12 protein-coding genes are annotated in these 12,892 nt (G+C 53.1%); 3 read left to right on the forward strand and 9 right to left on the reverse strand.

Features of this window, described 5'->3' with window-relative positions; all coding sequences use genetic code 11:
- From tatB to PsW74_RS15225, 9 genes are all read right to left on the reverse strand, one after another.
- Positions 1-489 carry a Sec-independent protein translocase protein TatB gene (gene tatB / locus PsW74_RS15185; RefSeq protein WP_057466251.1) on the reverse strand — a complete coding sequence of 163 codons (489 nt, stop codon included), beginning with the start codon at positions 487-489 and terminating at the stop codon, positions 1-3.
- A 170-nt stretch (positions 490-659) separates the two neighbouring features.
- Positions 660-905, reverse strand: a complete 246-nt coding sequence (locus tag PsW74_RS15190) for a twin-arginine translocase TatA/TatE family subunit (RefSeq protein ID WP_057466250.1) — start codon at positions 903-905, stop codon at positions 660-662.
- An 82-nt stretch (positions 906-987) separates the two neighbouring features.
- On the reverse strand, positions 988-2,070 hold the full coding sequence (locus PsW74_RS15195) for an ABC transporter ATP-binding protein (RefSeq protein WP_057466249.1): 1,083 nt from the start codon (positions 2,068-2,070) through the stop codon (positions 988-990).
- Between the two features lie 57 nt (positions 2,071-2,127).
- Positions 2,128-2,844 (reverse strand): SMC-Scp complex subunit ScpB, encoded by a 717-nt coding sequence (gene scpB / locus PsW74_RS15200; RefSeq protein WP_063288815.1) that lies wholly within the window; start codon positions 2,842-2,844, stop codon positions 2,128-2,130.
- On the reverse strand, positions 2,841-3,713 hold the full coding sequence (locus PsW74_RS15205; RefSeq protein ID WP_063288816.1) for a ScpA family protein: 873 nt from the start codon (positions 3,711-3,713) through the stop codon (positions 2,841-2,843). Before PsW74_RS15205 ends, scpB begins: the two co-directional genes overlap by 4 nt.
- A gap of 65 nt (positions 3,714-3,778) precedes the next feature.
- Entirely contained in the window at positions 3,779-4,792 is a 1,014-nt protein-coding gene (gene nagZ, locus PsW74_RS15210; RefSeq protein ID WP_063288817.1) for a beta-N-acetylhexosaminidase, read from the reverse strand.
- Between the two features lie 73 nt (positions 4,793-4,865).
- Positions 4,866-7,691 carry an SPOR domain-containing protein gene (locus PsW74_RS15215; protein WP_063288818.1) on the reverse strand — a complete coding sequence of 942 codons (2,826 nt, stop codon included), beginning with the start codon at positions 7,689-7,691 and terminating at the stop codon, positions 4,866-4,868.
- Positions 7,692-7,771: 80 nt separating this feature from the next.
- Entirely contained in the window at positions 7,772-9,526 is a 1,755-nt protein-coding gene (gene argS, locus PsW74_RS15220) for an arginine--tRNA ligase (protein ID WP_063288819.1), read from the reverse strand.
- Positions 9,527-9,616: 90 nt separating this feature from the next.
- Entirely contained in the window at positions 9,617-10,834 is a 1,218-nt protein-coding gene (locus PsW74_RS15225) for a deoxyguanosinetriphosphate triphosphohydrolase (protein WP_063288820.1), read from the reverse strand.
- A gap of 213 nt (positions 10,835-11,047) precedes the next feature.
- On the opposite strand from PsW74_RS15225, the gene erpA reads away from it, so the two are divergent.
- The 3 genes from erpA to xth all read left to right on the forward strand — a co-directional run bounded on the left by erpA (position 11,048) and on the right by xth (position 12,798).
- Entirely contained in the window at positions 11,048-11,389 is a 342-nt protein-coding gene (gene erpA, locus PsW74_RS15230) for an iron-sulfur cluster insertion protein ErpA (protein ID WP_063288821.1), read from the forward strand.
- Positions 11,390-11,636: 247 nt separating this feature from the next.
- Positions 11,637-11,903, forward strand: coding sequence for a hypothetical protein (locus PsW74_RS15235; RefSeq protein ID WP_063288822.1), 267 nt, complete (start codon positions 11,637-11,639; stop codon positions 11,901-11,903).
- Between the two features lie 112 nt (positions 11,904-12,015).
- Positions 12,016-12,798 carry an exodeoxyribonuclease III gene (xth, locus tag PsW74_RS15240; protein ID WP_063288823.1) on the forward strand — a complete coding sequence of 261 codons (783 nt, stop codon included), beginning with the start codon at positions 12,016-12,018 and terminating at the stop codon, positions 12,796-12,798.
- Positions 12,799-12,892 lie beyond the last annotated feature (94 nt).

Consider the following 12,892-nt stretch of genomic DNA (forward strand, 5'->3'; position numbering starts at 1 on the left):
CTAGCTTTCATCTTTGCTGGAAGGAGTGCTTGCGGCACTTTCTTTTGCTTTTTGCGTGGAAGCCAGCTCAGCTGAAGAAACAACTTTCTGCGTCGGAACCTCCGCCTTCACAGGCGCAGCTTCTGGCGCACTGTCCGGCTTACTCTCCGAAGAGCCCTCACCGTTCAGCGAGCTTTTCACATCGCTCTCCGCAGTTTTCATGCTGTCCTGAAGCTTTTTCTTCTCGTCCGCCAATGTCTTTTTCAAGTCATCAAGTGGATTGAAGTTTTGTGCGGCATCAGCCTGCTTCCGCATTTCATCAATGCCGGTCTGCTTCTCCGCTTCTTTGACAGCGTCATTCAAACTAGACTGAAACTCGCCAGCCATACGCCGCACACTGCCGATTGTGCGCCCGATTGTGCGCAACATGCCCGGCAGTTCTTTGGGGCCAACCACCAAAATGGCAACCACAGCAACAAGCAGCAGCTCTGTCCATGCGATATCGAACATAAAGAAGCCGTTTCGTTAGTGTCTCAATGACAGCCCGTTGCCAGGCTCTCATCATAGACATGTCGTGCCGCCAACGGCACATTCACTAGGGAAAGGCGTAGATCACAAACTCTAAGCCAGAAAACGCCGACTTTCCCTAGGTAATTTACACAGACTACCTTAAAGGAGACTTAGTCCTTTTTCGCGGTGTCTTCAGTTTTTTCCTGCGCATTCACGGTGTCACCCGGCGCATGGTCGATCACTTTAGGATCTTCTTCTTTTTCTTTTGCTTCCGCAGCATCATCATTCAGCCCCTTTTTGAAGCTGTTGATGCCCTTTGCAACATCGCCCATCAGCTCGGAAATCTTTCCGCGACCAAACAGCAGAACTACGACAACCGCGATGATGACAATTTGCCAAATACCAATTGAGCCCATCAACCAAACTCCTTAAGAACCCTGAACTGTGTTTTGAGAGACACTACATCCCCCAGATACTAATAGGTAGTATCCAGAAGAATTACCCACTATGATTTACTGACGTCTCTCGCCCAAAAACCAAAACATTCTCTGCATTTATACACAAGTCTATGACATTTTCTGGGTAGAATTGTAATACATCCCTCGTACGAATACGTAGAAGACGCTCAATTCCATCAACTTGTACGTCCAGAAGATCTGTCTCACCTGCCATTGCGCGAGAAATTACTCTGCCTTTGAACTGTCCCTCACCATGGCATACCTTTAAGTGATGTGGTCTTACACATAAGGTCGCATGAGCCCCTTCTTCAAGGCCATTAGAGGAAAAATTCCCGATAGGCGTGACCACACGGCCACCAACAACTTTTCCGGGTATCTCATTGAGATCGGAAAAGAATTTAGCGGCAAACAAACTATTCGGGCGGAAGTAGATATCCTCTGGCGTCGCCAGCTGTACCACCTCCCCATTACGCATCAGCGCAATCCGGTCACCCACGCGCAAGGCTTCTTCAGGATCATGGGTCACCACAACCGCTGTCGCGCCTTGCATTTTGATCATATCCAGCGTCTGCGTGCGCACGTCATCACGCAAGCGACTGTCCAGTCCTGAAAATGGCTCATCCATCAACAGTGTATGAGGCCGCGGTGCCATTGCACGCGCCAGCGCAGCACGTTGCTGCTCACCTCCAGACAATCCATGCGGATAATCATCCAGATACTGGCCAAGTCCAACCATGTGCAGCGCATCACGCGCACGGCGCTCGGCCACTTCAGAAGAAAGGTCGGAAAGACCAAACTTCACATTCTCAAGAATCGTTAGATGCGGAAACAGCGCATAGTCCTGGAACATAAGCCCCACACCGCGCTTTTCCGGTGGCAGAAAAGTCCGCTCATCGGCAACCACAGAACCATTGATCCGGACGCTTCCCTGCTGCTGGCGCACAACACCAGCTGCAATACGCAGCACCGTTGTCTTTCCGCAACCAGAATGCCCTAGCAAACACAGCACTTCTCCGCTTTTCAATGAAAGCGAAACACCGCGAACCGCAGGTAAGTCCCCATAATGATGGTAGATATTGTCAAACACCAGCCGTTCTGATGCTGCAACCTTCCCTGGCTCCATTCGTCCCTCATAAAACTTGCAAGGCGGCGAACACAACATCGCGCCCCTTGCATGTGTTTATTTTTCTCCGGCGTCTTCTTCAAGTGCGCCAGTTGCAAACATTTCACTTTCTTCCAGAGGATCTTCATCTTCTGTCAGATCAATACTGTCATCCGGTGCTGGCACATGGAAGCTGGCAGGGATCGCACTATCAAGCAGCCCTGCCCCTTTCAGCTCTTCCAATCCCGGCAAATCCTTGATGTTCTCAAGACCAAAATGGTCAAGAAAATCAAAGCTGGTTCCATAAGTTACAGGACGCCCCGGTGTTCTGCGTCGACCACGCATGCGCACCCAGCCCGTTTCCAGCAGCACATCAAGCGTGCCCTTAGATGTAGAAACGCCGCGAATATCTTCAATCTCTGCGCGGGTCACAGGTTGGTGAAAGGCAATAATAGCTAATGTTTCCAGCGCAGCCCGCGACAAGCGCCTCTGCTCAACCGCTTCACGGTGCAAAATGAACGACAGATCTTCCGCAGTCCGAAACGACCAGCGATCCTCAGTAGACCGCAGTTGCACACCGCGCTTGCGATAGAACGAGCGCAGGCGGTTAAGCGCGCCGCGAATATCCCGGTCTCCCGGAATACGCTTTGTCAGCTCGGTAAAGCTGAGAGGCTCCGCACTGGCAAAGATCAAAGCCTCAACCATGCGCTCCGTTTCCAGGAGCTCCCCGGCATCCGCAACTTCAATGGCCTCATCTTGTGAGACTGTGTCGAGCAGGTCTGGCGTTTTACTCATGACAACTCAACCTCTTTTTCCTGAAGCTCTTCAGTAGGCTCACCCGCACCAATCTCTTCCGGCGTCCGCTGTGAGGCACGCACATAGATCGTCTCGAACGGCCCGGACTGCTGAATATCGATCACGCCTTCACGCACCAGCTCCAGACTGGCCGAAAACGCAGAAGCCATAGCCGTCGCCCGCTCCTGCGGGTCTTCCAGATAAGCCGTCAAAAATCGCTCAATCGGCGTCCATACTGCGACCTGCCCCACAAGACGGGTCAGAATATCGCGCGCATCCTGAAGCGACCAAACCTGACGCCGTTTCACATGCACGGACGTCACCGAGTGGCGCTGGCGCTGAGAGGCATACGCCATCAGCAAATCATAAAGCGTGGCAGTCCAGACACTGCGCCGTTCCACCGACACCGTTTCAGGAGCACCACGCGCAAACAAATCCCGTCCAAGACGCGACCGGTTCATCAGCTTTGCAGAAGCATCCCGCATGGCTTCTAATCGTTGCAGACGAAACGCCAGCGCCGCTGCCAGCTCTTCACCCGTTGGCTCGTCGCTGTCTTTTTGCTGCGGAATAAGCAAACGGGATTTCAGATAAGCCAACCACGCCGCCATCACCAGATAATCTGCAGCCAGCTCCAACCGCAAACGGCGCGCTTCCTTTACAAACTCAAGATACTGCTCTGTCAGCGCCAGAATGGAGATCTTGGTGATATCAACCTTCTGGCTGCGGGCCAGTGTGAGCAAAACATCAAGCGGGCCCTCAAACCCGTCCACATCCACAAGCAGGTTCGGGTCGCCAGTCGCGGGCTGCTCCACAGCCGCCGCGCCTGCCAACGCTTCCTCTATCTGCTCTGTGGCCTCAACGTCGCTCAAACATCAATCCCTTTAAAGCGTATCCCCGAAGAGTATGTCCTGCACTCCGGTAAGAAGACACCTTCTCAAACTTTCGCACACAGCTCATCAAACTCCGCGCGCAGTGCCGTTTCATCCCCATCAAACACTTGGGTATTTCGCTGCATAGCTGCCTTGATGCGCTCAGCGCGTTTGCCATCAATCTCCGGCACTGCCGAAGCAACCACCTTCATCTCATCCAGCTCGCCATTGCAATGCAGAACAAGATCACACCCCGCCGCAACAATTTTCTCAACCCGGCTCTTCAGATCACCACCAAGCGCTTTCATGGAGATATCATCACTGATCAAGACGCCATCAAAACCAATCGCTTCCCGTATAACCTTCTGAATAGCATAGGAAGATTGCGTAACAGGATGATCTCCATCAATCTCCTTAAACACGATGTGAGCGGTCATCCCCATCGGACAGTCCCGCAAGGATTTGAACGGCAAAAAGTCCCGCGCTTCAAGCTCCTCAAGTGGGCTTGTCACTTCAGGCAAGGAAAGATGACTATCAACCAGCGCCCGGCCATGGCCCGGCATATGCTTCATAACCGGCATCACACCAGCAGCAAGACAGCCATCCATCGCAGCGCGGCCCAAATCACTCACAAGCGCCGCATCAGATCCGTAGGCCCGCAGACCAATAATGTTGCTCGCACCTTCAATGGGCATATCAAGACACGGAATACAGTTGGCGTTCAACCCAAGATCACGCAGATCCAGCCCAATCAGCAAGGCATGCAAATAAGCAGCTCGTTTCGCCGCCTCAACGTCCTGCGCATAAAGCCGACCGATGGTCCCAGCCGCTGGATAGACTGGCACATGCGGCGCACCAAAGCGCTGCACACGCCCGCCTTCCTGATCAATAAAAACAGGCGCATCCGCACGGCCAACAGCCTCGCGAAAATCAGCACAAAGACGGCGGATCTGCGCCGGCGTTTCCATGTTTCTAGCAAAAAGGATCAGACCAAACGGTTGCTGGTCGCGAAAAAAGACTTTATCCTCAGCGCTGAGCTCAGGTCCAAAGCATCCGGAAATGAACGATTTTAAAAACATGAGTAAAGCTGGTAGCTTGACGCTGTTACGGCGTCAAGCTCCAAAGCGTAGTCCCTGAAAAGGGAAAGCGTATTTAGTTGCGGCGAACGTAACAGTCACCACCAGCAGATTTAAACTCACCGCAGAAGGTGTTTGCACTGGTCGGACCATCAAACGGAACCTGAATGCGGTAGTAAATGCCTTTGTCGCCAAGATCAGCACGCGTAATCACCGGTGTCACCAACGCCATCAGGTTTGGATAGCGGCTGTTGTAGCGGCGGATCTGACCACGAGCATCCTCAACAGTGCGCACAGACGCCACCTGCACAATGTAGGTCCCACCTGGAATCTCACCAACAACACCTTCGGTAGGTGTCGGAGTTGGAGCAATCGCCTGCGGGTTTACAGCAGCTGTTTGCGTATTCTGGTTTCCAGTCAGGTTCAGCGGTGCGTTGCTGACACGAGACGTCGGCTGCGGCTGCAGCGGCGTCAGTGTGTTGGAGCGAACAGTACCGCTGCCTGTATTGGCAGACGCCACAACAAACGGCTTGGACTGCGGTACAACACTCACACCCAGAAGCGTATTACGCGTCTCGGTCCGCGTTGCCACCGGAGCATTCGCAAACGCATCCTGCAAGCTGGTGGTTGTTGGTACAGCAGCAGTCTGCTGGTTTGCACTTTGGGTTTCACCCGGAAGTGGGTCCCACTGCCCAGACGTTGCCGCTGGTGTGGTGCTACCCGTATTCTGCGGATTGCTGTTGCGCACAGTGCTGCTTGTGACAACACGAGGCTGTGCAGACACATTGGCTTCCGTACCAGCCCGCTGAACGATGGTCCCGTCAGGACGAACAATAACGGTCCGCACCTTCTTCGTCGGGTTCACATCAAACACGCTGGACTTTGCAGTATCCGTTTCGCTGGATGCTGGCGGCAATGGTGTAACAGCTGCATCTTCACGCTGAATCATCTTCTCGCCAGTGACTGGCTGAGACGCTTCCTCCGGAGAAAAGACTTTTGCTGTGTCGTTCTTAGGCTGCGCAGAAGGAGATGGAACCTCCTTCATTGGAGAGGCATCAGCTCGAATAATCGGTGGTGGAGTTGCATCTCCGCCTGTTCCACCGAAGTCGAACAGGAACAGACCGGCACCGCCGACCACAACAATACCGCCAATGAGCGAAGCAGCCATCAGGCCTTTGCGCATACCGCCACTGCGGTTCTCTTCTGCTTCAATAGGAACATCAACAGAAACGCGTGGCACAGCTTGCGGAAGAACACCGCCATCAAGGCTAGGATCTTCTTTGCGCATAGCCTGCGCCACAGCATCAAGATCATATCCGCCAGGAGGAGGAGATTGCTCTTCACCAGGCTTTTTCGCAGCATTCATTGCCTCTTGATGAGCAGCTTCCGTCTGCGCCAGCTTTTCAGCAGCAGCAGGCCAGGACATTTCATCCAAAGACGTATCGTTAGCAACGCTTTCGTCCAGCTGCCAGGCATCATCACCTTCAACGGCAAATGGATCGATTTCCTGAGCAACCTGTTCAAAACCGGCACTCATGCGCTCAAATTCATTCAGCTCTGCAGCAACTTCAGGGCCGATTTCAACTTCCGGCTCTGGTTCTGGCTGCGGCTCCTGCGCAATTTCATCTGCAAAGATGTCATCAACGCTCGCCTCAATCTCCTGCGCAACATTTCGCACAGGCTGAGGCGCAACAGGTTCAGCAACAACGCTTGGCTGCGCTTCCTCGTCAAGACTGAACTCAGCCAACAAAGCTTCTTCAAGATGCTTGGCAGGAATAACAGTTTCCTGTGCAGACACTTCAGGAGCGCTGATGTGCTCACCCTCAAGCTCAGCACCGGTGTCCATCGCAAACGCTGTCATATCAGGTTCAAATGAAACAGGGTCAGCAGCAGGTGCCACATCATCATGCGTGCCACGCAATTGAGGCGCGGCAGGAGCTTCTTCAATCGCAGGCGTTGGTGCCGGTGCAGGCTGAACAGGCTTGGCAGCTGCTGCCGCAGTTGCACGCTCAGCAGCACGCTCGGCGCGCCAGCTGTCATAATCACTCTGGGAAAGCTCATCCAGAGCTCTCGGCGAAGCAGACGCCACATTTTGTACAGGCGCAGCAGGCTCAGCAACGCGCGGTGTTTCAACCACACGTGGAGCATCCACTGTGCGGCGTTCAAGGCGCTCACGCAAAGTCTGCTCAGGGCGCACATCCCGTGCGCCAACAGCATCCAGCGTCGGTGTCGCACGGCTCACGGACCGTTGAGGACGAGACGTCTGCTCACGCTCCACCTGAGACTGATTGAGAGAGGCAACAAGGCTCTCTTCAAGATCGCGCGAAAGAATATCATCCATTTCCGGCTCTGCAGTCACATCAGCAGCAGTCACAGACTGGCGCACAGGTGCAGGAGCAGGAACTGGCTTTGCTTCAGGCACAGCCGCCGCTTTTGGAACCGGTGGAAGATCGCTGACATAGTCAACAGCCTCACTCGGCGCGCCAGCAGACAACGCAGCAGCGCTCAAATCCGCAAACGGATCAGCATGTGCAGATGACGCGGATGTCTTGGGAGATGCAAAAACAGCATCCAGAGCCGCAAATGAATCTTGAGTTGATGCAGGCTCATTCACTTCAGCTGCACCCACTGAATAATCATCGGCCAACGTGGCGTCCTGAGAGCCATGCTGTGAAGCATGATCGGCAGTTACACTGCGCTCATCAGTCTTTGGAAACAGCGGACGGTCAGAGACTTCGCTTTCTACGCGAGAACTAGGACGGTACTGAGCAGCGCTCTCCCCGACAATTCTGGCAAGTTCTACGAGCGGATCTTGATCGCCTGCCCACTGTTGCGGTTCATCGCCTGCCGTTTGCCTAGCAGAAACCTCACCCGGACCCGGATACTTGGAGCGATTGGTCATTGCAGCGGTGTTTTCCCTTAAATAAGAGGCTCGCAATCCCCACCGCGAACCTCCAATACTCTATCAACTATGCTCAGGCGCTAGCGCATTTCATTTGGTGCTGTGACACCCAAAACATTGAGGCCAGAAGCTATTACCTGTGAAACTGCGTAAACTAACGCGAGTCGAGCTTTGGTTAATTCTGGCGTTTTATCATTAATAAAGCGTAATTGCGGCTTTTCCTTGCCTCGAGACCAGTGGCTGTGAAGCGCATTGGCCAGCTCATAAAGATAGAACGCGATGCGATGCGGCTCGTGATTTTCTGAGGCTCCGTCTACAATTCGAGGCCATTGAGCCATCTTCGCGATCAGTGCAAGTTCACCCTCATCTTCAAGTTGTGCAAAATCTGCAGACTGCAACTCTTCAGCAGTATTTGAGAACCAATCCAGCTCTCCAGCAGCCTGACGCAGCACAGAATGACACCGAGCGTGACCGTACTGAACATAAAACACTGGATTGTCTTTTGACTGCTCTTTCACCTTGTCAAAATCGAAATCCAGCTGCGCATCGTTCTTACGATAGAGCATCATAAAGCGTACCGCATCTACGCCCACTTCATCAACCACATCGCGAAGGGTGATGAAATTACCAGAGCGCTTGGACATTTTGAACTCAGCGCCGCCCTTAAAGAGCTTCACGAGCTGACACAGACGCACAATCACATCCACATCACCGCCAGAGATCGCATTACCGATCGCTTCCAGACGCTTCACATAGCCGCCATGGTCCGCACCAAGCACAAAGATGATCTCTTTGAACCCGCGCTCAATTTTGTCGCGCATGTAAGCAACGTCAGCGGCAAAGTAGGTGTAGCTACCATCAGATTTCACCAGCGCACGGTCACTGTCATCACCGTAGTTGGAGGAGCGGAACAGGGTCTGCTCACGGTCTTCCCAGTCATCAGACACTTCGCCTTTTGGTGGTGGCAAAGTGCCAGTGTAAACCAGATCGCGCTGACGCAGAGCATCGAGCGTCAGATCAATGGCATTCCCCTGACCGTGCATGGTCTTTTCAGAAAAGAACACATCGTGCTTCACGTTCAAAGCACTCAGGTCTTCACGGATCAGATCCATCATCTTGTCAACGGCATAGCCCTTGAGCATAGCATGGCGCTCGCCCTCGCCCATATCCTTCAAGCGCTCACCATGTTCCTCTGCCAGCGCCTTGCCGACTGGAATAAGGTATTCGCCCGGATAATAGCCCTCATGGATCTGACCAATGTCTTCACCCAGTGCTTCGCGGTAACGCAGAAAGGCGGACTTCGCCAGAGTATCAATCTGGGAGCCAGCATCGTTGATCACGTATTCGCGGGTCACATCATAACCGGCAAACTGCAACAGGCTCGCCAGCGCATCACCCACAACAGCACCGCGTGTATGGCCCACATGCATCGGTCCGGTCGGGTTCGCGGATACATACTCCACGTTCACCTTCAAACCGGCACCACGGCTGCCACTGCCAAACGCATTGCCCTTGGCAACAACATCTGCCAGCACGCGTTCCCAAATAACTTTGTTTACGCGGATGTTGATGAAGCCAGGTCCGGCAATATCAACAGCATCAACTTCACTGTCGGCGCGCAGGCCTTCTGCAATCTTTTCGGCAAGATCACGCGGCTTCATCTTCAGCTGTTTAGCCAGTACCATGGCAGCGTTAGTCGCCAGATCGCCATGAGCAGCATCCCGAGGAGGTTCAACAGTCACTCGTCGCAGATCCAGCTCCGGCGCGTCAGCAGCAAGGTCGAGACCCTTGACTACACTGTTTACCCTTTCGGCGAAGTCTGCAAAGATGTTCATTTTTAATAGCCTAGTTTGACAGCTCACAGGGTTTTGCAAAGCCGCAGCCCCACATAAACTCCATGAATTAATAGTGTTTGAATTGGCGCATTACCCCAGTTCCGGGGTATCGTCAAATAATCGTCGGTGTTCGTCTATGGCATAACGGTCCGTCATGCCTGCAATGAAGTCACAAACCCTGCGGGCCTTCACATCATCACCCTCGCCTTTCAATCCCGTACACCACGGTTCTGGCATTCTTTCCGGTGCCTTAAAGTAGGCATGGAATAAATCCCGCACCACTTTGGCAACCTTCCTGCGAACCGCCAGAACACTTTCGTGTCGGTACAGATTGGCAAACAAAAACTCTTTCAACTCGCGCTCTTCTCGCGCCATTTCAGTTGAAAAGGCAATAACAGGACCATTTGCATCACGAATATCCCCGCATTTCTTGGGAGAAACCTGATTAATTCGCGAAATACTCTCCGCAATCACGTCCTCCACCATGCCGGTGATACATCTACGTCCAATCTCATGAATACGCCGCGCATCCTCAAGACCGGGATATTTCCCATCCACCTCGTCTAAAATACGCTTCAGATACGGCACCTCTTTCATGGCCTCAAAGCTAAGCAACCCGGCCCGCAGTCCGTCATCCAGATCATGCGCGTCATAAGCAATATCATCTGCAATCGCTGCCACCTGCGCCTCTGCACTCGGCCACGACCACAGCAGCAAATCCTGATGCTTGGCATATTCGCTCACAGCAAACGGCAGATGTCTGCCTTCAAGCTTGCCACAAGGCGCACCGGATCGATCCGTCAGCGGCCCATTGTGCTTCACAAGCCCTTCCAGCGTTTCCCACGCCAGATTGAGGCCATCAAACTCCGCATACCGGCGCTCAAGATCCGTCACAATGCGCAGAGACTGGGCGTTGTGGTCAAACCCGCCATAGTCCGCCATGCATTCATGCATCACGTCCTCGCCCTCATGCCCAAACGGAGTGTGTCCAAGATCATGCGCCAGCGCCAGACACTCGGCCAGATCCTCATCCAGCCGCAGCGCACGCGCCAGCGAGCGCGCAATCTGGGAGACCTCAATAGTGTGCGTCAGGCGTGTGCGGAAGTGATCGCCTTCATGGTACACAAAGACCTGCGTCTTGTGCTTAAGGCGGCGGAAGGCAGCACTATGAATAATACGATCTCGATCACGCTGAAACGGCGTGCGTGTCGGGCTTTCCGGTTCTGGAAAAAGTCGGCCACGGCTGACTTCCGGATCAACAGCATACTCCGCCCGCGGCTGAGCACCGTATCCTAACGTCTTGACCATTCTTTATCCCCCGCCCCTTACAATCAGAAAATGCCCAGGTCATTCCCTGCGATTTTCGTATCACAGCAATGACATAACAGATGTAAAAGCCCTGTAAACAACCGCTTTCCCAAGCCAAATGTAATTTAGCAATAAAATACTATGGAAATTACCATGGAGACCACCTAAATTATAAGGCAAAGAAAGCATACAAGCCGAAACAAGACTGAGCTTATGACCCAGACCCCTGAAAATACCGTCGGCTTGACCGACAAGGCCGCAAAACGCGTAGCCCAGATACTGGAAACAGAAACCAATGGCAGCATGCTCCGCATTTCTGTCGAAGGTGGCGGCTGCTCCGGTTTTCAATACAAGTATGACATCGTAAAAGAACAGGAAGATGACGACCTCGTCCTCGCCAAACTCGGCGCAACGGTTCTCATCGACAGCATCTCCCTGCAATATATGACAGGCTCGCAAATTGATTTCGTAACAGATCTCATGGGCCAGTCCTTCCAGATCTCAAATCCTCAGGCCGCCGCCGGCTGTGGATGCGGCACAAGCTTCTCCATCTAAGATAAGCCAGTCGCACATCAGGGGAATAAGTTAAAAAGCGGGCGTGAATGCATCCCAAAGCAACCACGCCCTATTGGCTTCAAAGCTCCGCCCCATAGGAACGCAACTTTCCCGCTTTCCTCTCAAACCAACGCACATTTCAACGCAAACAAGTTATCCTCCTAATCAAAGGAGGTTGCCCCCCATACAATTTAATTCGGTGCCCGAACTCATTGCACTCAGAATTACACGTATTTCAGAGGATTTAATGCATCAACTCGACAAGTACCACAAAGTCGTCGTAATCGGGCTTTTAGCATTCGGCGCCATCAAGCTCGTTGGTGAAATTTACTTAAATATCGTTACGCCTATTTTTCTCCAAGGCTTCGGCGGTTTCTTTAATAACAGCAACAACTCCCTTCCTGTGATGCTCTATTACCTTGGAGCAACTATGTGGGGGAGCGGACAGTTAATTGCTCTGGCGTTTGTCGTTGATTACTTAAAGCGCCTAGTTGATGCACGCACCCAAAGCTGAGAGTCTACAACACCCCTTATCTGAGTTTTCATAAGAGAAACTCCGCACTGGGCTAAACAGTGCGCAGAACCACACAGAATATGGCTATCAGGCCTTATTGAGAGGAAACCCGATGAAAATCGCAAGCTGGAACATTAATGGCGTCAAAGCGCGGTTAGAAACGGTTCTCAAGTGGCTCGAAGAAGAACAGCCAGACGTCGCCTGTTTTCAGGAAATTAAATCGGTTGATGAGAACTTCCCGCGCGCTCCGTTTGAGGAGCTGGGTTACAATCTGGAAACCCACGGCCAGAAAGGCTTCAACGGCGTCGCAATCCTCTCCAAACGCCCGTTTGAGGAGGTTAACCGCCGCCTGCCGGGTGAAGATGAAGACGAGCAAGCCCGTTATATCGAGGCCGTTATCGCCGGCGACAACGAGCCGATCCGCGTTGGCTGCCTCTATCTACCAAACGGCAATCCGGTAGAGACCGAAAAGTTTCCATATAAACTGCGCTGGATGGATCGCCTTCACAAGCACGCCGTTAAGCAGCTGGAAAAGGAAGAAGCCTTCCTGCTGGTTGGCGATTACAACGTCATTCCTGAGCCGGAAGACGCAAAGAAGCCAGAGGCTTGGGTTGGTGATGCTCTCTTCCGCCCGGAAAGCCGCCAGCGTTTCCGCGCCCTGCTCAACCTCGGCTTCACCGAAGCCGTCCGCGCCACCAACGGCACTGCCGGAACCTACACGTTCTGGGATTATCAGGCAGGCGCATGGCAACGCGACAACGGCATCCGCATCGATCACCTGCTACTCTCACCGGAAGCCGCCCGCATCATGCAGGGCGTCGGCATCGACAAACACGTCCGCGGCTGGGAAAAACCATCAGACCACGTCCCGGTCTGGGTCGAACTCTCCGCTTAAATACCACGCTCGTTTTGAGCGTACCCTCCAAAAATTCTGGTGGCGACCGCGCCACCAGTCCTCCTTATTTTTTCCATCCAAAACAAATAAACAG

This window comes from Pseudovibrio sp. W74, from assembly GCF_001623085.1.
Lineage (GTDB): Bacteria > Pseudomonadota > Alphaproteobacteria > Rhizobiales > Stappiaceae > Pseudovibrio.